The following is a 21036-nucleotide window of genomic DNA, read 5'->3' on the forward strand; positions in this document are numbered from 1 at the left end:
ATGAAGCACGATGCCGCTCAGTCAACCTGTTATATATGCATGGAACCTGCCACATCTGTGGAGCATGTTCCGGCAAAGTGCTTTTTTCCAAAAGGCCACAGGGTTAATCTGATTACAGTACCATCGTGTTCGGTCCATAATAATGATACCGCCAAAGATGATGAATATGTCAGGGGTATTTTGGTTTGTAGTTCTCGGAATAATCAGGTTGCGCTCGGTCATTGGAAAGGTGATGTCCGCAGGACATTTATGCACAGTCCCAAACTTTTTCTCAAAACTTTCAAGACCCAGATTGGCAATTCATTTTTTCATGACCGTCAGCGGATAGATAACTTGATGATCAAAATCGCATACGGGGTATATTTTCATACTTACAAAATGTGCTGGCATTCTTACCCTTCGCCTTATTATAAACAGTTCTTCGATGAGTATGGTAAAACAGATATTGAATTAAGGCTCCCAAATCATTCGTCCTTACCTGAATGGCATATTTATGTAGGAGAGAACCAATCGTTTTTCAAGTATCAGTTTTTTGATGGGACAGTGAATGGCAAAACCGATTGTATCTTACGTATGGTATTCTACGGGGGATTTGAGGTAATCATTGTCCCTCATGATGAAAAAGTAAACCTCCCTTATGATTGCCAATCGGGGGAACCAAAATGATCAATTTTTTAACTTATGACGACTAAACTTCGAGCCTTTCTAAGGGCACTGTGGATTCAGCTAAAGCCGATGCATTTTATTTTCTTAGGTGCTATCCTGGCGGCGATAGGCTCCATTTCATCACCTTTTGTATTCACCATCCCTATAGGGGATTTAGGGTTTTACAAATTTTCGCTCAACCCGCTGACGCTTCTGGGGGCTATTGTCGTTTCCTTCGCCACTTTGTATCAAAATTGGAAGTCTTCTTTGAAAACCAATAACATTCTTGACAACACCAAGTTGCAGCTTGAAAAACTCGAATCCCTGACAACGAAAAATGAGCAGCTTGCAGAGCAGTTGAATGATGCGGCACAACACATAGTTTTAAACATTACCGGCGGCGATGGTTATGCATCTGTGCTCCCTGTGGTGAACAGTGACTTAGGTAATGTGACACTTGCTATCGAAAATAAAGGGAATTACCCGCTACGGAACCTCTCTGTCAGGATATTCAACGCAACTGATTATAATAAAGCCAAAGCGTTGGATGAAAAAGTTGATGTGCTGTCGAAACGATTTAATTTGTACGTTGAAGAACCCGTTATAGGTACAAGAATGGCCGTCATGCTTAAAATTGAAAATCTGAAAATATTACCCGGTGTCACCAATTGGAATATTTTCAGTACTTCTTTATCTAGCTCTACAGTTCAGAAATTGATTATCTCACGCATTTCAGGGGAGATCAAAACCGCGACAAAAATTTATTCTGCCGACCCAAAACGTGAAATTTTGTTCGAGTCTGTAAGTGACGGATTCCCTGATGAATATTTAAATTTACTTTAAAGAAAATCAAGTACTACCTATATTTAAACTATTAACATTCGTGCAGAACAATCAAACATTGATCTGACTATTAAAAAGCGCTATCGCAGATTGCTCAATATCTAAGTAAGATAATATCCCGTGGTCAGAAGAATTTTTTCTGATTTTGTCGCCCAGTTCCATTTAACGACTTATTCTATATGATTGTTTTGAAGTTCCTTATCTTTAGCAATTGTTAACGAATAATTAAGCTTAATTTATCAAGCGCTCTCTATGGCTATAAAATGGAATATAATTTATCATGAACTGGCTCATGCTTTCCTGGTATACAGGAATCAATATGGAAAAGAAGCAGGAGCGGAAATCTACCGTACACTGGATGAGGATGACCGCTTCAGGGCAAGCAATCAGTGGTTCTATAAATACAGCAATTTAACTGATCAGTATATTGATCCGTTGATTTTGTTCTCCAGTCTCAACTCATCCAGATCTAAACCTGAAAACCGGCTTTTAAGATTGAATCATCTTTCCAGGATTTTTCTGAATACGCAACATGATGAGGTTGATTTTTCAGGATGTCCTACACCGATAACTATAGACCTCATGTCGGTACGGAATAAGTCTACGCAAGAAACGATCTGGTGGATTTTTGAGAATATCATGAAGTTCGGCGTATCTTTCTTAGAACAAGAGATATTTGATAAACTTAAATATATTCGGGGACTGGATACGGTATCTTTTACCATATTTTTGTTTTGGATCGATTCTGAGAATTTTTTACCGCTGGATAAACATACAGTGGGTTATTTGATCCAAACAGGAAAAATCGATAAAATTCCAAACAACTATGAGGAGTACAGGAGGATATTATCGAGTCCAGGATTATCGTTTACGGAAACAGCCACTATAGCTTACAACTTTTCTACTGGTGAAAACATCCAAACAGAATTTTCGCTAACAGGTGCGGATAAGGAGAAAGTACCAGTAGGAGCAGGTAATTTCCGGCTTCTTGGTTTGCGTCCGATGAGTGGCTTAAGTAAAGATGTATTTAAGGTTCTTGAAATTGGATATGCATATACATTTTATCAGGCATTTGATCTCAATAATTTCCAGTCAATTGGCTATAATCCTGAGATGGATATACTACTATATTCTGTCAAAGAGCTAAAAATCAGTATATCTTCAATAGTAGGCAAAAATGGAAAAGGTAAGAGTACGCTCACTGAACTTATTTATATGGCGGTGAATGTGCTCGCTAGGGCACATGGTAATATTTCAACAGTGCTGAGAAAAATAAATGGATTTAATCTTGAGCTGTATTACATAGCCGATTTTTTGCATTGTATCCGTTTTACGGATAGTGAAGTTGTGATTTATAGGTATGAAAGGATTGCAAATAGTTACGTAAACCCTACGATAATACCTTTGGATCAGTTTGATTTAAACCAGTTCTTTTATACTATTGCAGTAAACTATTCGCTTTATGGACTTAACAGTGCGATCACAGGTAAGTGGATAGACTATCTTTTTGTGAAAAACGACGGATATCAGGTTCCTATCGCCATTAATCCCTATCGGAAACGTGGCAATATTGATGTTAACATCGAGCAGGTTCTTACCCGGCAGAGGTTAATGGTTAATTTATTGTTGCCGTATGCTGAAGAGGATGGGCTGTTTGATCTCAGGAAGCTTACAGATAAATCTTCTGCGGTATCAGTCTCGTATCAGCTTAACGGCTCGAAATTCAAATCTTTATATTCATACAAAAAAGACAGGACCGATACAAATGATGTGATTGTCCCGTTTCAACATGCTGCCAGATTTTATCACGAGGTACTGGCTTATCTGTGTAAAAAGTTTGATCTGGATGAAAAGCTTATTCCAGCAGATGTAAAGCAGCGTAACACACTTATTGATTATGCGTTTTGGTATATCTTACAAAAATTGATCAGTATTTCAAGAAGTTATGATCTTGGGTATTTTGATGTTGAGGCTGGCTTATTCTTGGACCATAGGGCATTGATTGACTTCCTTTCAGGAAATTACAGCCATATCACAAACAAACTCAGACAGGCAATAAATTTTATCAAGTATAGCGGTGTGAGAGTTGTGTTATCAAGACTTGATTTGTCAGCGCCTGTTCCACTTTCAATCGCAGAGCTGTCTAATGAAATCGCAAAAACGATTACAGAATCAGATGAGTCGGAACTGGATACTGTTCACATGATTCCACCCGCATTCCTCATTCCCACAATAATACTTGATGATGGTAGTAGTCTGGATGACCTAAGCTCAGGTGAAAAGCAACGCATTTATGCAGTGAATTCGCTGATATATCATCTCTATAATCTCAATTCTGTTAGTAACCATGATGATCTTGTCAGCTATCGTTATGTGAACATTATATTCGATGAGATCGAACTCTATTTTCACCCTGAGATGCAGCAGGATTTTATCAATTACTTACTGTTGTACCTGGAGCGTATCAATCTAGACAGGATAGCTGCCATCAATATCCTTATCGTCACCCATTCCCCCTTTATCCTGTCAGATATTCCAAGTACAAATATTCTCTTTCTTGGTAAAACAGATCAGGATATCAGAACTTTTGGGTCAAATATACACGATTTGTTGGCCAACAGTTTTTTTATGGAAGCTTTTATGGGAAATTACGTTAAGAAAGTTATCGGCGAATTAGTGGATTATCTTAATCCAATGGTTGAAGATCCGCTAGGATGGTCCGAGGAACGGTCGATCGGTGTCATTGAACAGATTGGCGAGCCCCTGATCCGCAGAAGGCTTAAGGAAATGTATTTGACAAGATTCAAGAAAGAAATAAGCTTACAAGCAAAAATTGCTCAGATGAAACAAGAACTCCAAAGATTAGAAGATGAGGCGAATTCTTAATAATCAAAAACTTAGAGATAGCGTAATTGAATTCAATAAAAAGCTTTTCACTTCCAGGTCTGATGATTTTGAAATGCCTTACCAACGCTTGCGCTTCCTCAATAAACATGTGGTGCACCATGCCCCAGAATATGGTGATGGAGCGGCAGAGAAGCTAAACAGGTATGTGAAAAAAATCCGGAGGCAATATAGTAGGATCCTGAATGCGGATGACGTTGAGATACTTAAGCTCATAGCCGAATTCGAAGAGATCATACCGCACGCTCAAATTAAGGAAAAATTCTGGAAGGCAGTGGTGTGGGCTATGCGCTATGACGCAATCAGGGATCAGGAATTTTTAAAAATACTCAATCCTTTGGGTATTAAGACCTGCGTGTACTGCCATTCACAGCTAACACTGGTCATTAAGAAGAAGATTGCGAAAAATAAAGTTGTTGCAAAGGGGATAGTTCTTGGCGATGTGCTTAAATGGAAAGGACTTTTAGAGCTGGATCACCGGCACCCCAAATCTAAATACCCTTTTCTATGTACCTCTTTTTTTAATCTTTATCCGATATGTGGCAGTTGCAATAAGGCCAAAAACGATAACCACTCTGATTTCAGTCTTTATCACGAAGGGCCGGATTTAAATCTTTTCCATTTCTCACTGCCGGATAATGCAGTAGTAGAATACCTGAAAAATAAAAACAGGGAGGCGATTGTGATCAATTTTACGCACATCAATCAAGGTATTGCTGAAAATGATAAACTTGCTGCGGATTATGATAAAATGTTCAGTATATCAGGTATTTATGGTACCCAAAAGGATATTATTGAAGAGCTGATCCACAAACAGCAAGTCTACACCAAGGATTATAATAAGGCATTGATCAAGGACTTCACGGCACTATTTCCTGATAAAGGTCTTTTTACAAGGCTGGTGATAGGTACCTATGAAAATGAAAACGATGTTTTTCGTCGGCCAATGTCTAAATTTATACAGGATATTTCCAGGAATATCCAGTTGATTGATGAACATGGCAATCTTTGCCAGTTACCGGAGGAAGATCCGGGGTGATCACACATGGAATAGTCACCCGGTACTTTTCAATGGGCGCTCTGCCAATTTTTTTGCGGCCTGTCGGCTCTGGCCGAAAAATAATTATTCTTGCTACTACCCGCTAGGAAATGTAGTGGGTAGCGTGGCACAGCGCTACAGGTTGAAAGGGGAGTACAATCTACCTCTTTTTTCCCAACACACAATATTGGCTTATCGGCTTCGCCCGAAAGGTGCTTTTTTTGCTTCTACCCGTGAGGGAATTTTGTGGGATGATGTAGGGCTGTGCTGCAAGTGGATGGGACAGTGCAATTTGTTGCTTTTTTTTACCACACTTTAGTGGCTTACCCGTTTCGCCCGAAAGATGCATTTATTGCTTCTACCCGTGACGGGATATTGTGGTGTGGCAGAGGACAGTGCTACAAGTGGAAGGGGCTATGCAATTTGTTGCTTTTTTTTTACCACACTTTAGTGGCTTACCCGTTTCGCCCGAAAAGTGCTTTTTTGCTTCTACCCGTTGGAGGATATTGTGGGTTGCCGCAGGGCTGTGCTACAAGTGGAACGGATTTGCAATTTGTTGCTGTTTTTTGCCTGTTTGTGGCTCGGTGGCCAATGTCGGAAAGATTGGTTTAGACAGTTGCTGTCCAGCCCGACAATTGCCGCCATTAAATCCGCCGATTTCCTATATTAGTGGCACAAACGCTTCCCATGAGATTTACCGTGCTTTTTTTACTGTCCTTTTTATGCCTTTGTGCTTTCGGCCAAAGAAACGGCGGTTATTATGTTACCCATGCCGGTGACACGGCCTATTGCGATATCAGAGCTTACAGCAATCTTCGTGGCAAAATGGAACTGTCGGACTTTTCCAGATCAATTACAGTTGAGGGAGATGGTGGCAGCAAAAAGCTGAAGCCTAGAGATATCAGGGCCTTTGTTTTTGTGGATGTGGATACCACCTATAAGTTTGTGACCCTGCCGGGCGATGAGTCCCGTTTTTTCCATGAGGTGGTTAAGGGAAACCTTTCGTTCTATAAACTGTATGTGCCGGGGAATACGTTACCGGTTATGGTAAAGGGGGATAAGGTGATATACCTGAATGTGATCGGGACAAAGAAACGCATAGCGGAACTGATCGAGGACTGTCAGGGGCTGTTGAGCGAATGGGAGGTGGGGGAAAGGTATACGGTCCGGGACAGGGAGGAGATTGTGCGGGCTTATAATGCGTGTGGAGGCTTAAAGTAGTGGGGTTAATTGGAGCTTTACTGGTGAATGCTATATTAGGTAGGAGGGATTATGTTGTTTTTTGATGGTATTTCATTGCTGTTAGTCAAACTTTTGTTTTATTTTTTTTGGCGTGCCCCTAAAGGGTCGCGTCTTCCGCTGTATCTCCCTTCGGGAGGATGCCGCTGCAACCGCTCACGCAGCTGTGATAAAGATCAATGGGATAGCTTTTGGTTTTTTATTTGTAATTAATTAATGAGGTTTTTTGAATCACACGTTTGCACTTTAGGGGCTTTCCTCAGAATTTATTGTATTTACTCATTAGAAAATGTTCCAGTTTTCTTAAGTCTTGAAATGCTTATGTTAAAAACTTTATATAGATTTGATTTTGCTCACAATAAATTATGCTCGACAATAAACAGAAAGAAGTTTTTAGACTTGCTGCGGTACTTTATGCAGAAAACAATTACGAGGTTACACCGAAAACCATCCACAGAAAAATAATAGAATCTGTTTTTCTTGATAGTGATAATGTTGAATTGACCATTCACGCGATTATCGAAAGTATCGAATCTAATCTCGGATTTATATTCGATTTCGAAGAAGTTGCAGATATAGTAAAGAAAGATGAGGATAAACATTTCAGGTTAGGTAAAAACGGTGATCAGGAACTGCTTGTGAGCTTAACACCTTCAAGACTGGAAAATATTAAATTGAAGATCAATACTAATAATATTGATTATTTCATACATCAGTTTTTGGAAGAGAATCCTGCGCTTGTAGGTGCATTGGATGGGAAGGCCGTTATATATAAGTTTCTTTATGAGATCTTCAATAATAATATCTCAAGTTTCTCGAAATTGATTGATTATAAAAAGGACCTTACTGGTGCAATCAACATAGATGAATCTTTTAATGGAGTTGAAAAAACTATAATAAATTCATTCCTGCAATGGGATAATGATCTGAAAAATAAGGCAGTATTTGATATATCGAGCTATGCTTTGGAATATTGTATGATAACCAATAAAGAAACGAAGCAAACGTTTCATTTGAAGAACCTGAAAAATAAAGATTTTTATTTGGATACCAATGTGCTTTTTAGGGCAATCGGAATAAACGGCGAAAGTAGGCAAGCGAGAACTGTTACTTTTCTAGATAAATTTATCGAAGCTGGTGAGAAGTTATATTTATCTAAATTCACAGAACAAGAGTACAAATCAACGCTTAAATATTACTGTGAGCAAATCGGTAGAAAATCTTACGCGAAGGTAGATCCGAGAGTTTTCTCAAGATTTAGAAAAAACTCTGATTTTTTTGATTATTACCACAGGTGGAGATCGAAAAGAGTGAATGATAGCCTTAGCTTATTTGAAGCGCACCTTATCGCGGAATACGAAACGTTCAAAGTAAGATTTAAGGTAATTGAGGAATACAATGTAGGCTTTGATGAAAAAGAAGAGCAAACAGAAAAAATTATAAATAGCTTAGCCAGCGACATTTTCTCATTTAAGAATAAGGAAAACAGTTATTTCAATCGATTTGAAACATCGGTTACTGACGCCAAAAACATACTTATGATAAAAGAGAAACGAAATGGGCAATATAGAAACATATTTGAAACCAAATTTTTCTTTATCTCATCAGATCAAGAACTTAGGCGATGGGATTTTGACAGAAAGGATTCAACACCAGCAGTTTTGTTACCTTCTCAATGGATGAGCATCCTTTTGAGGTATGTTACCAGGACCAACGATGATTTTAAAAGTTTTGTAAGTTTTTTAAATCTTTCTCAAAACGAGTCAAGTATTAGTAGCGAAAATTTGCAGTTGATTTTACTTGGGATTGGTGAAATGACAACTGATTTTCAGCGGCAGTCACTAATTGTAGAGAGTATGATTGAAACCAAGTTCAGAGGAGTGATTGACAAAAACTTTTCTGAAGAAGAAATAATAGAAAACGCAAGGAATTTTGCAAAAACTGAATTGGATCGTAATTTGGATTTGATTATCAAAGATAAAGAATCGCTTGAATTTAGTTTACAGGCTCACCAAGAGGGAGCGCGTGCAGCGATTAATGAAGAAGTTGAAAAGCAACAATTGACTAAAACAAAGGCGAAAGAACTTGAACTGGCTAATTTGCGTCTACGAAACACCTTAGTGAAGAAGTTTGTTGACAAGCACATGTCATTGTGGCAACTTCCTGCATTTCTAGCTGTATTGATGAGCTTATGTATATCTAGTTTCTACATCTCGCTTTTTTGCTATAAAGCAGAACCATGGAATTTGTCTGTACAAATAGCAAATTGGATCGATAGTCTTCCTGCTGAGTCCACCAGTCGTACCGTTGCATCAGGTATTTATCTTTTGCCTGCTGGAGCCATCTTATCGCTGTTAGCTTTTTCTTATAATAGATTATTGAATTCAGCTAAGCTAAATGACAAAAAAGAGGAATTGGAAGCTGAAGCTTTTGAACGTTATAAATAGATCCTACAGTGATATTTCATCATCATTGCCCTTTCATGGGTAGTGATGATATTCCTATATTCATAATCAATACATTGCGGCGATAGGTCAGAATTGTTGAGTGATTTATTATTAATGATTAGTTGGCTTCTGTTATAACCGTCTTAAATTTTTTTCTTTTGTCAATTATTGAGTGTTCAGTGGCAAGGCAGAGCTGAGCACTAAAGTAAACTTATTCAATTTTTTTATCACATTGACTTAGTGTCATTAAATCAATGTGATAGGTGTTAATGTATTTTAGAAAGTATGCCTTAAGGGTTGAATAAGATTGTTTCCTCTGGATTAGCAATAGCGGAAAGTATATTTTCAGCAACTTTTTCAATTAGTTTATTACCCCAAAAAGGATCGTGCATATCATAATAAATTACTCGGATATGTTTTAGGTCAAAAGGAACATCTTCTTGGTTTGAAGATACCAAAACAACAGGTTTTTTTAGCGCGTGCGCTAAGCCTAGTTCGTAGAATACATTTGCATTTCTGGATGTTAATTCAGCAATCAAAACTTTAGCACTCGTAATGCCAGACCATATCTGATCAATTATTTTACCAGTTCCGAAAATCTCATTATCAGCTCGAATAGGGGTTAATCCCGCCTTTCTAATCGCTGGTTCGTAAATTTTGCTGTAGTAATCTCCAAGTGGAGGTGCAAAAGGCATCATCACAAAACAACTATCTCCTGAATTAATTCCTGCAGATTTAGATAGTTTTTTTAGCTCTACAGCGGTATCTATTGCTACGTTCCCTTTTTCTGAGGAAATATCAAGTACCCTAATTTTATCTCCTTTTTTTTCTGCCAGTTTAGAAATAAATAAAGAGTCTATTAGAATATCCATAAACTCTGGGATTTTTTCAGCGGGTACCTTAAAAGTTTCGGTTAACGCATTGGAGAAGAATTTTGTGTCGGGAAGATTCTCACCTCTGTAGTGCTTGTAAACGTCGGATACAACTGGAGCATTTAATAAAGCCTGGCGATAACCGTTAAGCTCATCGTCCGGAGATTGAGGACGAAGAATTTGCTTTGCAAGTTCAGTGGGAGCCAGTTGATTTGGGTTTGGACGATATAAAAAACCGTACTTTACTGCTGAACTAACTTCCAGCATAAATACACCATTTACACCACTATATCCAACAAATTTTGCTGCTTCAACATTTGAACATTCCTTCCCCGCATTTTGATCGATAATCGCTTTTGGTATTCGTAAAGATTTTTCTATTGAATTCCTAGGATAATTCGATGTTGATGCTCGACTAGTACCACTTGTTTTGGCCCCTTTTCCATTTACTTTGCTAGTTTTTTTTGTATCAGTCTTTTTCGCCTTGTTATTAGGTTTTGACTGTGGTTTACTTTTGTTTTCCTTTTTGATGGTTTGGTTTGCTGAAACGGTTGGTTTTACCTCCGTTTCATTTTTGACATTTTCGTTTTCAGTTGACATCGTTATTCTAGATTAATTTAGTGGTATGGTAAATATATAAAATTTGATAAAGTAATTGAAAGTCGCTTGCCAATAGTTAGTATCATTACTAAGAAATACGTATCGATTACTTAAAATTCGGTAGTAACTCTTTTCATTTCCCGACATTTGTCGGAAAATTCCCGATTTCTTCCACGCAGATTTGTAATCAAGAAACCAGCGCAGGTTTCCCTAACCAAATCTGATACTATGAAAAATACGATTCTGCTATTCGGGGAAGATGCCGGGTTTGTTCCCGGAACCAGCCCCAAAACCAAAAAGCTCAGACCGTTCACGCTTGAAGTTATCATCACAATCCTGGTCTTGCTCTGGATTTATACGGCCGGAGACAAGCTTTCGGATTACCAAAGCTACCGCCACAGCATGTACCTGCAAGTCTTTAACGAAAAGATATTACACATCTTAATACCCTCACTTCCGTTTGCTGAACTCGTGGCAGCTGGCCTGCTCATGAGTGCCGGTCACCTTGGTTACGGACTATGGTTTTCTGCCTTACTAATGGCTCTTTTCACAGGATATGTCGCTCTGGTTTATTTCGGGTATTTTCCGGAGCGGCCCTGTAGCTGTGCAGGACTGTTTGAAAAAATGAGCTGGGGTGGGCACTTGCTCATGAACAGCGCGCTCTTGATTATCACCTTGGTTGGTCTATTGTTGAACTCCAAAAGAAAGGAGGCAAGCGTCACGGCTTGGAGGTAGATATCTTCCTTAGACATTACTTATGTTTCTTTCTGTGCATGTTCTTATGAAAACTAATTATTTTTTTTTGGCGTGCCCCTGAAGGGTCGCGTCTTCCGCTGTATCTTTTGTTCCAAAAGGATGGCGCTGCAACCGCTCACGCAGCTGTTGATAAAGACGTAGCAAAATACAGCGATCTTTTTTAAATCTACACGGTGGTAAATTTAACTTAGTTCATCTATTGCCTGGAGATAATGGTTTTTAAGCGCATTTCTAATTATCGCCCAGTCAATATCTGCTTTGATTGGCGTTCGATGGATTTCGGTTGTAACAGGGGCAGGAAATTGGGTAGAGAAGTCTCTGTTAAACAAGGATTGGTGTCGCAAGTCCTTGTACGGATCCTCGGTAACCTGAATGACTAGCTCATTTCCTGTAGGGTATGCCTTAATTGTTGTATGGGTTCTGAATCTTCTATCAACCGAATTTACAAGTGAAAGAGAGTTATGGTAATTTACACCCCCTGAGTGATTTATGCCTCCGCTTTGTTCTACGCCCCAATCACCAGCACCAAGATCTTTCCTGAGTTCATTTAGTGCTTCTCTAGCGCTAATATCCACACTTTTGAGTAAAGTGATTACATACTTGGTTCCCTCGTAATTTGGATTTGCAGCAAGGTTTTTCACCCTTTCAACAATCTCGGCGCTTTCACGTGGATCCTTTTTTTGCTCCACATTCTTTAATGAATGAAGCTGTTCTATTAAGCTTTGAGCACTCTGCCACCGGTCAGAGATAATATCATTAAAACCAATATCAAATATTTTGTTTAAGATGTTCCTTTGATAATCAGGTAAGCTTTGTAGTTTAGCTTTAGCATCAGCTCGCTGATGTGGTTTGGCACCATTCTCATCAATTGAAATCGTTGGTTGAATTTTTGTTAACATGAAGAATAGCAGGCCAAGAATAGAGCTGACATCGGACCTAAAGTCTCGCTTGCCTGCTTCTCCCACTTTTTGTTCAGGTAAGATAAGAAAGCGGTTACCAATATGTTGTCCGTCTGGAGTAAGGTTATCATTATCCAGATCATTTGAATTGAATGAAATTCCAAAATCAATAATGACAGGATCCAGGATGTTATTGTCTCTAATGATAATGTTATCGGGTTTTATGTCTCTATGAATGAATCCCTGTTTATGAATATCGTTTACCACTTCAGCTATCTTAATAGCCAAATCAATGATATCCAGAAAGCTGTATGTAGAAAAATCGAAATCTGAGAGGGTGTTTCCATTTATAAACTCACTAGCGAAAAATAATTTATAACTGTGGTCTTCATAAAATTCGGTATTTCCTTCAATTAGTTTAGGAATATTTGGATGGGAAAGGGTCGCCAATGCTGTGGTTTCCCGATGCATTCTGGCCCTTCTTTCAGGATCATTTTGTTTATTGAGGGTTTTAATTGCAACAACAGATTTATTGGTTTGTTCAGCACCATGAGCTTTTATGGTAGTGCCTTGCCCACCAGCGGCTAAATCTTCAATACGTACCCATTTTTCTTTGTAATGTTTATTATCTGCCATTTAGCTAAGATATCTAAAATAGCAATTCAAAAAGAAATCAAATTTTAAAATCAAATCTTTCCTTGATAATGTCACAGTCCTAGTGCTGCGTTTTTTTTACCGCAGGTTTTTTACACAGCGATCTGTAGCGGATATGAATACAATATTGACAAAGTTGCCACAAGCTTAACTAATATCAGTATACTTACTTTTCGTTACCACCTTTTTTCATTTCCCGACATTTGTCGGAAAATCCCCCGTTTCTTCCCCGCAGATTTGCATTAGGAAACCATCGTAGGTTTCCCTAACCAAATCTAAAACTAATGAAAAACATACTGAAGGTTACCAATAGCGACTCGCAGGCCTATAGTGAAAATACCGATACCGCGCTATCGCCATTTCGGAGAATGACGCTCGAAGTACTGGCCTGCATACTGGTGCTGTTATGGCTATATACCGGACTGGACAAGCTGGCCGATTACAACAAATACTGGCACAGCATGTACCTGCAGGTCTTTCCCCGTTCAGTGCTGAAAATCATGGTGCCTGCGGTTCCGGTCATGGAACTTGGAACTGCGATACTATTTTTTATTTACAGATACCGTACACTGGCCTACGTCCTGTCGCTGACATTGCTAACCGGCTTTACCACTTATGTCGCCCTTATCTACCTTGGCTATTTCCCTAAACGCCCCTGTGCCTGTGCGGGACTCTTCGAGCACATGGGGTGGGGAGGCCATCTCTTAGTCAATGGTGCACTTACCCTCGTTGCGGCAGTTGCACTGATTATTCACTTAAAGGGAAAGGGGGTAAAGGGCACAGTATGAAATGCAAAAGCGTGGGCACCAGAAGCTGGCAGCAGGCAATCAATCCTGCCGTAGAGGCAAAATAAGTCACCTTAATTCTTAAACCAGAACTTTTTCGTCCGCTTTTTCAAAAGCAAACAAGCGGTCAGTATTATGAAATTTTCAAAAATCAAATCATTAGTGTTTACTGCCTTAGTTGCAGTGGTATTGGTAGTTGGTGGCAGTGCTTTCAAACCTGTGACCGGTGGAAATTATGGCCAACAATCGAATGGTACCTGGGTGCCTATCGATAATCTCACACCTGTAGGACCGCTTGATGATCCTCAGGAAGGCGAATACAAATGTGAAACCACCGGCGACCTTTGCCGTGCACATTTCGATTACGACAATCCTGCCCAGAATGCCGACGATTACACTGAAAACAGTGAAGTTGCCGGAACCTTTATCTTGGGGGAAGATAATGCAAAATAAAATGGAGCGGTAGTTTTGGTGCTACCTTCTAGGTTTGTTTTTATCTTTTGGCGCCCTGTCTTCGGATGAAGACGGGGCCTTTTTCGTTAGTGGCGGCTTTCATTTCAAGAAAATGTGCTGCATTATTTCCTTTGTGGTTCTTTTATCTTTCCATTTACTGGAATTTTATTTTTTTCTGCCCGGTCGGACTTGGATCTTTGAGGATAGCAGGAGTGTATGGTATCAGGTGGATCAGTAATGGGTTTATTTTTGTTAAATGGAAGCTGGGGTTCTGAATGAAGCCGATTATTGTTTTTACACTTTGATGAATCGAAAAAAATGATGTTTTGAATAAACGGCTTGCCGTTAGGTTTTTATAACGGGCTTATCTATATTCGTAAATTAAGAAGCAGCTAAAAGTAAACCTCTCAATTAATCCTAAATGAAGCTAAAAATCTTTTTCTCCTGGCAATCCGCAGATACCAAGCATAACAAGAATTTTATTTCCGACTGCATCGCAGGTGCCGTTAAAAAAATCAAGCAAACACCTGATTTTAAAAACATCGAATTTATAATAACCGATGCTCTTAGGCACCAGGTAGGGCAAGTTGCTGTCGCGGATACAATTATTGATACGGTTATACCTGCCTGTGATATTTTTGTTGCAGATTTAACAGCGACTAGGGTAAGTGGCCTGGTTCGTTTTTTTACGGGTAGTAAACCTATACCAAATCCTAACGTAATGACCGAATATGGGGTGGCATTAAAATCATTGGGCAAGGAACGTATTATCAGTTTAATTAATACCAGTACAAATGGTTCACCAAGGAACAATGCGGAAATTATTCCGTTTGACGTAAGACAGGATAGATTCCCCACTGAGTTTAACTATTCAAAGAAAAGCGAAAACCGAAAGGCGGAGATAAAAAAGACACTTATCGACGATCTGGCTTCCACCTTGAAACCAACGATCAAACATGTATTGGAAACCCAAAAAAGCAGATTTCGCCCGTTTGTAGGCTGGAACGAGTTAAATGAATCTTTAAAAAAACCTCAGGCTTCGAAATTTGTTGAGAGCGATAAGTTTAAAGAAATTAAGGTAAACGTTACTAGCTCAGTTAGTACTGATCCTATCAGGATATTAGGGCTTTCCGGTCTGGGTAAGACGAGAATAATTTTCGAGTTGTTCCGCCCGCAAAATGATGATAACAACTCACTGCTGTTTTCCAACAGGCTACTTTATGTCAATTGCAACGATTATCAGGATAAGATCAATTTTACTGAACTGATTTCGAAAATCGCCGAGGAAAAGAAAGATGCGATACTGCTCGTAGATAACTGTGATCTGGAAACCCACAGAATAATCTCGAGAAATAGGAAGGATTTGTCGTTTATTTCAATAGATTCAAATCCAGAAGAAAATTCCAGAATCGAAGGGACGAACTACATAGTCATAAACAAAACCGACTTAACCAACGTAGTGACCCAGTTAGTCGATAGTGACTTTCATAACGTAGGCGAGGAAAATATCAAACGGATCAAGGACTTTTCTCAGGGTATCCCATTGATGGCGGTATTACTGGCTGAAAGCGTCACAAAGGGTGAAAGGTTCCTGGGCAAATTAGATGATAAGGAGCTGTTGGATAAGTTACTGGGAGCTAAAGGAAAGGAGCATGAATGGCGCTCTATCTTAAAGTCCTGCTCTATGTTCAGTTATATCGGTTATGAGAAGGAGGCAGAGGTTCAATACCAGTTTATAGCAACGAATGAAAATATTACGATTTCAAATAACAGCCCCCAAGTTCGGCTTAGCACTTTTTTAGAGGTAATCAATCACTTTAAGGAGAGGGAAATTTTTGAGCCACAGGGCCGCTTTATCAGTATCAGGCCGTTTCCCTTAGCCATGGCCCTTGCCGTGGAATGGCTTGATACCTGCACATCTGAAAGAATCCTACAAGTTATCACCGACATTGCGAATTTAGGTGAGCCGCATAGAAAGCAGCTGATAGATTCGCTTTCTGAACAAATGAAATATCTTGGATATAACGATAAAGCAGTAGAGATTGTTGAAAAAATAGTTGGGCCTGGAAGCCCTTTCGATAGCGCGGAAGTTTTAAATACAGAGTTGGGTTCACGCCTCTTCCGCTCGTTTGTTGAAGTGAATCCAGTTGCTGTATCTGAGAATTTCAAAAGGATATTTTCAAACAGTACTGTAGAACAATTATTGCGGATACAAGAAGGAAGACGGAATCTGGTTTGGGTGCTGGAAAAACTATGCTTTGACAAAAGAACTTTTGCAGATAGTGCTAAGATACTTTTAAAATTTGCCATTGCGGAAAATGAAACATGGTCAAATAACGCTACCGGCCAGTTTTTGCATCTATTCAACACCCATTTATCAGGTACTGAGGCGACCTTACAAGAACGTTGGTCAATAATCGAATGGTTATTGAACGAAGGTGGGCCGGCGTATATTGATTTTGCCATTAGGGCCATGAAGATCGGATTAAATTTCGGGCATTTTAGCAGAATGGGCGGTGCCGAACAACAGGGGAACAAGCGTCTTGTGGACAATGACCCTACTTGGGCAGAAATAGAAGAGTATTGGGGTCGCATCTTTAATAAGCTGTTAGAGATTGTAAAGGCCAATAATCGATATTCCGAGCCTGCAAGCGAGAAGATCGCCGACAGCATCAGGGGATTATTCCGTGTGCGAATGGGCGACCTCATATTGCCGTACCTAAAGGAAATCGCAGCGCTGAAAGGCCATGATTGGGAAAAGGGGTTAGTCGGGTTGAAGCAGGCGAGACGATTTGAAAAGGATGTAATCGGTGAGAAAATGATGCAAGAGCTCGAAAAACTTATCAACTCCCTGACTAAAACGGATTTCTCGACCAGATATTTAAGGTTAGCAAACTCATACTATCTGGACTATGATAGATCCTTTTCCAGTGAAAAAGTAATCGAGGCGATCAGGGACCTAGCGGATGAATTTATAAGCACGAAGGTGCCATGGGAGGAGACCTTTCCGTCGTTTTACAGCAAGCAGCAGGTCTTTTCGTATCATTTTGGTAGAAGAATCTCGGAGATATTGCACGAGGATGGCGCAAAGGCCAGGAGTTTTATACAAAGTTCTTTAGAGGCTATCAAAACGTTGCCACCAGCGGATCGGAATTTTACTGTGCTCGCTGGCTTTGTCGGTAATTCGAAAGAAGAGATTAAGGAGGAATTTTACTCGGGCCTTGCTCTCTCAGATGAGTTTTGCTGTCAACTGTTTTACTTCCTTGCCAATGACCAGTCTGGAAGCAAATACTTTGACCTGTTATTTGGGTTGATTGACAATAACCGATGTGTATTAGCAAATTTTAATTCGTTCAATTATGCTTTTTCATTGTCCCAGCTGAATCTGGATGAGTTAAATACCTTTGCGGAAAAACTGTTTGCTTATGGTCCTGAAGGCTACGCTATAGTCTTTGACCTGTTTTTTGATGTCGGATATAACGATGAGGCAAAAAAGATTTCCCTAATGTCCGTTATTAAAAAATGCATTTTAAAATTAGGTTTTAACAGGAAATTCAACAGGCAACTGGATGATTATAAATGGTCGGAGGCAATCAGGCGTATTCTTACTGATGAAAAGGAAACAGAATTTGCTGAGTTCATCAATATATCAGTTATACAGTCCATCACTTGGGAAAATTCATATCACCTCGACAACTATGTTCAGCAAGTTTATGAGACATTAATGTCGGTGCATTTCAATGCTATCTGGCCTGAACTTGCTAAGGCGCTGCTATCAAAAGAGGAAGATTATTTTAAGTTCTATGGTTTGAAACATATTTTAGGTTCTAATATAGGTGGGGTTGGTAGGAGCACCGGTGTGTTATTTGATGGGGACGTTGATCTGATATTCAAATGGTGCGAAAATAACAGACAGCTCGCTCCTGCAAGACTTGCGGAATTGATACCAATATATGATGGGAATAACAAACTTTATACAAGCTGGAACCCGATTGCGCTGCGGCTGATCGATGAATTTGGAGATATAAAAGAGGTTTTGAGCAATATGAGCTCCAATATGGGAAGTTACTCTTGGGTAGGCTCTTTAGTACCATATTTGACGGCAAAAAAGGAGCTGTTTAAGCAACTCCTCGGGCATAAAATAGTGTTGGTCAAAGAGTGGGCGGCTTCACAGATTAATTACCTGGAAAAAGATATTGAGCGCGAAAGGTATAGGGACGAGGAGCGGTTTTTATAATTGGTTAGATGCCTGCTAGAAAATCAAATGCTTAAAATGTTATTTATCGATTGCGGTGTTCGGTTTATGATCTAAATTTTAGTTTTCCGATGGACTTGAAGACCGAAATGCGCATTGCTAAATCTGATGCTAATAACAACTTTCTTCATAAAGATGTCTGTAATTTAATTGATAATATGGGAAGAATTTGTTTGGCTAAGCTAATCCGATCCCTGCAGTCTCGATGCTGCTACTACATTAGTACAATTATATAATAACGGAAGCCATAATAGGCCTCCGTTGGTTTTGTTAATTACTGCGGGTTCTGTTCAATCCCGCTGCCGGCGATTTCATTGTCCGGTATGGGGAAGATGTACCGCGGGTAGTTTGGTGGGAGCAGGTAAACCTGGCTGCCCAGACCCTTTTGAGCGTAACGGCAAACCGGGGATCCAGGTTCAGCCTTTTCAAGTCAGTCCATCGTGTGCCACGCCTGACCAGGGATTTGCGGCGTTCGGCCAGGACCAGCGTCAGGGCGTTCACCGGGTCAGGCGCCGTAAGCGGCACATAGCTGCCGGTCTTAAATCGGCTACGCAGCATGGTATTTAGGTCTGCCATCGCCAGGACAGTCTCGCCGCGCCTGGCCAGGCATTCCGCACGGATCAGGTAGAGTTCATCATTGGCAAATCCGAAGAAGCCGCCCGAACTGCCGCCCATGAAACCTTTCAGGTTCACCACGCCTTTGCCACGGTCTACATAGTGTACCGTTTTGCGCAGGTCATTTGCCGCATAACTGCGGTAAAGCACCGAATCCACGATCAGGCTGCGGTTGAAGAAAGAATAGACATAAAGCGTCTGCCAGAACTGCATTTCCTCATCACCTTTGGGCAGGCCCGGCTGAAAAGGGTTCGCTGTAGAAGTAACTGTCTCGCTTAAGGTGTTGTAATCGAGCAGCGTGCTGTTTATCTTTAGGGACTCACCGGCATAATATTCCGCCTGCTGGTAGTTTTCCATCGTCTGGTAGACCCTCGCCAGAAATGACAGGCAAGCAGTCCTCGAAGGGCGGTTTTTGTAACTGACGGTCAAAGGCACCAGTTCCAGTGCCTGCCCCAGGTCTGAAAGGACGTGTGCATAGGTATCCTGCAGGCTGCTGCGCACCACCTTTTCATTGATGTCCGCATGTAGCTTTAGGGGAAGGCCCTGCGCACTAGCTGCGGTCGCGGACTGATAAGGGCCGCAGAAAATCTGCGCCAGCTGGTAGTAGGCAAAGGCGCGGTAGAACAGTGCCGATCCCTTTAGGGCTTTGCCGCTGGCAGAGCTCTGCTCGCTGGCTGGCAATTTTTCCAGTCCTTCCAGCACCACATTGCAGTAAAAGATCTGGTTGTAGGGCACGCTCCAGTCCGGTACAGGCTGGCCCTCATAGCGGTCTTTTTCCCAGGTATAACTCCCGCGTTCCATTGGAGTGGTGAATGCGTTCACGCTCCCGGCATCACTGTAGAATTCATCACCCGCCAGCACCGTCAGCGTCGGGCTGATGTTCATCACATAGGTATTGTCCAGCAGTTTTTGAAAGTCTGACAACGTTTCGGGGATCAGCTTGGCCTTATTGGGCTTTTCCTCGAGGAAGCCTTTTTCGCAGGAGGCGAGCAGGAGACAGGCGGTCAGGCAGCATAGCCATAACATGATATGTTTGCGCTTGGTTTTGGGCCGGGGTTCCTGACATGAGCATAATATTATGTTATTGTTTTTACGCTTGGTTTTGTACCCGGGTTCATGTCCTGAACGTAAGATTATTTTACTGTTTTTATACTTGGACCATTTAGCAAAGCGATTTCAGGTGAGTAAAACCGCTGCCATTCTAAAGTTCGTGAAGGCCGGAAACCAGCCAATATGCATAGTATTCTGTAAGGGAAATAAAATGAAATGGTTCAAGCCATCACATGATTTCCGATATTTCCTAGAGTTTCAACGGGATTTTCCGCCACCGACAGGATCTGTCGCTTACGAGCTGTGTACTACAAAAAAAGTGTACACTGGTAACGAATCGAAACAGGATATTTGGAAATCAGATTGGTTGAGAATGAACGATGATGAACCAGACAGCCGTTTTTTTGAGTACTGTTTGTTCGCCAAATCTTACGATTACACGATTAGTGTGATCTGGGAGAAATAAGAAATAGTTACTAGCATAGAGTTTTTTCATTCAATTTTGGGGTTTAACAATACTTTACACTGAATAATAACTTTTAGAAAAAGAAATCAAAACCACTACCCGAAGGCATAAAATTTGAGTTTACCAACCTTGCAAATCCGGACACCATTGAGATGCAGTTCGATCTGAATGTCTATATGGGCGATGAGGACATTTTTGATGAGCCAGTACTTTATAGAGTGGTAATAGCTTTCGAAAAGTTAGACTCTGACGATTATGTATTTTCAACAATTGATTTATATGACAACCACGACATCAATCCATACGACCATAGGGAATTGGAAATAAAATTGAAAAATCGGCTTGAGGAAATTTTAGAAAATTGTACATTAAACAATAGAGTTCCACTCAATCTTCAACTTAAGAACCTGAGTTCGATAATTAATCGTTGAAAAATTTGTAACCATGGCAGTAAAATAGTATATTTAAGTATCTGACATTCAAACATTTAACTACATACTAAGCCATGATTACA

At 40.3% G+C, this 21036-nt stretch carries 14 protein-coding genes; 11 read left to right on the top strand and 3 right to left on the bottom strand.

What is annotated here, in order from left to right; translation table 11 throughout:
* Positions 1 to 39 precede the first annotated feature (39 nt).
* From R2R28_RS26150 to R2R28_RS26175, 6 genes are all read left to right on the top strand, one after another.
* The gene (locus R2R28_RS26150) at positions 40 to 666 is read left to right on the top strand and encodes a hypothetical protein (protein ID WP_316828605.1); all 627 of its coding nucleotides are present in this window, start codon (positions 40 to 42) and stop codon (positions 664 to 666) included.
* Between the two features lie 15 nt (positions 667 to 681).
* Positions 682 to 1488, top strand: a complete 807-nt coding sequence (locus R2R28_RS26155; protein ID WP_316828606.1) for a hypothetical protein — start codon at positions 682 to 684, stop codon at positions 1486 to 1488.
* A gap of 252 nt (positions 1489 to 1740) precedes the next feature.
* Positions 1741 to 4374 carry an AAA family ATPase gene (locus R2R28_RS26160; protein ID WP_316828607.1) on the top strand — a complete coding sequence of 878 codons (2634 nt, stop codon included), beginning with the start codon at positions 1741 to 1743 and terminating at the stop codon, positions 4372 to 4374.
* Positions 4358 to 5431, top strand: a complete 1074-nt coding sequence (locus R2R28_RS26165; protein WP_316828608.1) for a hypothetical protein — start codon at positions 4358 to 4360, stop codon at positions 5429 to 5431. Before R2R28_RS26160 ends, R2R28_RS26165 begins: the two co-directional genes overlap by 17 nt.
* 687 nt (positions 5432 to 6118) lie before the next feature.
* Entirely contained in the window at positions 6119 to 6652 is a 534-nt protein-coding gene (locus R2R28_RS26170) for a hypothetical protein (protein WP_316828609.1), read from the top strand.
* Positions 6653 to 7035: 383 nt separating this feature from the next.
* Positions 7036 to 9117 (top strand): hypothetical protein, encoded by a 2082-nt coding sequence (locus R2R28_RS26175; RefSeq protein WP_316828610.1) that lies wholly within the window; start codon positions 7036 to 7038, stop codon positions 9115 to 9117.
* Between the two features lie 290 nt (positions 9118 to 9407).
* Here R2R28_RS26175 and R2R28_RS26180 read toward each other — a convergent pair whose 3' ends face one another.
* A complete protein-coding gene (locus tag R2R28_RS26180; RefSeq protein WP_316828611.1) occupies positions 9408 to 10589 on the bottom strand; it encodes a hypothetical protein in 1182 nt (393 codons plus the stop codon).
* Positions 10590 to 10817: 228 nt separating this feature from the next.
* On the opposite strand from R2R28_RS26180, the gene R2R28_RS26185 reads away from it, so the two are divergent.
* Positions 10818 to 11324 (top strand): MauE/DoxX family redox-associated membrane protein, encoded by a 507-nt coding sequence (locus tag R2R28_RS26185; RefSeq protein WP_316828612.1) that lies wholly within the window; start codon positions 10818 to 10820, stop codon positions 11322 to 11324.
* Positions 11325 to 11527: 203 nt separating this feature from the next.
* Here R2R28_RS26185 and R2R28_RS26190 read toward each other — a convergent pair whose 3' ends face one another.
* Positions 11528 to 12880 (bottom strand): serine/threonine-protein kinase, encoded by a 1353-nt coding sequence (locus R2R28_RS26190; RefSeq protein WP_316828613.1) that lies wholly within the window; start codon positions 12878 to 12880, stop codon positions 11528 to 11530.
* Positions 12881 to 13182: 302 nt separating this feature from the next.
* Between R2R28_RS26190 and R2R28_RS26195 the strand changes: the two genes are divergently transcribed.
* From R2R28_RS26195 to R2R28_RS26205, 3 genes are all read left to right on the top strand, one after another.
* Positions 13183 to 13686, top strand: coding sequence for a MauE/DoxX family redox-associated membrane protein (locus R2R28_RS26195; RefSeq protein ID WP_316828614.1), 504 nt, complete (start codon positions 13183 to 13185; stop codon positions 13684 to 13686).
* A 132-nt stretch (positions 13687 to 13818) separates the two neighbouring features.
* Positions 13819 to 14136 carry a hypothetical protein gene (locus R2R28_RS26200; protein WP_316828615.1) on the top strand — a complete coding sequence of 106 codons (318 nt, stop codon included), beginning with the start codon at positions 13819 to 13821 and terminating at the stop codon, positions 14134 to 14136.
* A gap of 421 nt (positions 14137 to 14557) precedes the next feature.
* Positions 14558 to 18373 carry a hypothetical protein gene (locus R2R28_RS26205; protein ID WP_316828616.1) on the top strand — a complete coding sequence of 1272 codons (3816 nt, stop codon included), beginning with the start codon at positions 14558 to 14560 and terminating at the stop codon, positions 18371 to 18373.
* Positions 18374 to 18661: 288 nt separating this feature from the next.
* On the opposite strand, the gene R2R28_RS26210 is transcribed toward R2R28_RS26205, so the two are convergent.
* Positions 18662 to 20032: a RagB/SusD family nutrient uptake outer membrane protein gene (locus R2R28_RS26210; protein WP_316828617.1), complete on the bottom strand. Its 1371-nt coding sequence runs from the start codon at positions 20030 to 20032 to the stop codon at positions 18662 to 18664.
* 235 nt (positions 20033 to 20267) lie between these two features.
* On the opposite strand from R2R28_RS26210, the gene R2R28_RS26215 reads away from it, so the two are divergent.
* On the top strand, positions 20268 to 20522 hold the full coding sequence (locus R2R28_RS26215) for a hypothetical protein (RefSeq protein ID WP_316828618.1): 255 nt from the start codon (positions 20268 to 20270) through the stop codon (positions 20520 to 20522).
* Positions 20523 to 21036: the final 514 nt, after the last annotated feature.

Origin of the sequence: Pedobacter miscanthi (assembly GCF_032678605.1) — a bacterium.
GTDB lineage: Bacteria > Bacteroidota > Bacteroidia > Sphingobacteriales > Sphingobacteriaceae > Pedobacter > Pedobacter miscanthi_A.

Bases quoted from the DNA above. Each gene is read 5' to 3' on its own strand.
- R2R28_RS26150 (WP_316828605.1), top strand. From the start codon at position 40: ATGGAACCTGCCACATCTGTGGAGCATGTTCCGGCAAAGTGCTTTTTT.
- R2R28_RS26155 (WP_316828606.1), top strand. From the start codon at position 682: ATGACGACTAAACTTCGAGCCTTTCTAAGGGCACTGTGGATTCAGCTA.
- R2R28_RS26160 (WP_316828607.1), top strand. From the start codon at position 1,741: ATGGCTATAAAATGGAATATAATTTATCATGAACTGGCTCATGCTTTC.
- R2R28_RS26165 (WP_316828608.1), top strand. From the start codon at position 4,358: ATGAGGCGAATTCTTAATAATCAAAAACTTAGAGATAGCGTAATTGAA.
- R2R28_RS26170 (WP_316828609.1), top strand. From the start codon at position 6,119: ATGAGATTTACCGTGCTTTTTTTACTGTCCTTTTTATGCCTTTGTGCT.
- R2R28_RS26175 (WP_316828610.1), top strand. From the start codon at position 7,036: ATGCTCGACAATAAACAGAAAGAAGTTTTTAGACTTGCTGCGGTACTT.
- R2R28_RS26180 (WP_316828611.1), bottom strand. From the start codon at position 10,589: ATGTCAACTGAAAACGAAAATGTCAAAAATGAAACGGAGGTAAAACCA.
- R2R28_RS26185 (WP_316828612.1), top strand. From the start codon at position 10,818: ATGAAAAATACGATTCTGCTATTCGGGGAAGATGCCGGGTTTGTTCCC.
- R2R28_RS26190 (WP_316828613.1), bottom strand. From the start codon at position 12,880: ATGGCAGATAATAAACATTACAAAGAAAAATGGGTACGTATTGAAGAT.
- R2R28_RS26195 (WP_316828614.1), top strand. From the start codon at position 13,183: ATGAAAAACATACTGAAGGTTACCAATAGCGACTCGCAGGCCTATAGT.
- R2R28_RS26200 (WP_316828615.1), top strand. From the start codon at position 13,819: ATGAAATTTTCAAAAATCAAATCATTAGTGTTTACTGCCTTAGTTGCA.
- R2R28_RS26205 (WP_316828616.1), top strand. From the start codon at position 14,558: ATGAAGCTAAAAATCTTTTTCTCCTGGCAATCCGCAGATACCAAGCAT.
- R2R28_RS26210 (WP_316828617.1), bottom strand. From the start codon at position 20,032: ATGTTATGGCTATGCTGCCTGACCGCCTGTCTCCTGCTCGCCTCCTGC.
- R2R28_RS26215 (WP_316828618.1), top strand. From the start codon at position 20,268: ATGAAATGGTTCAAGCCATCACATGATTTCCGATATTTCCTAGAGTTT.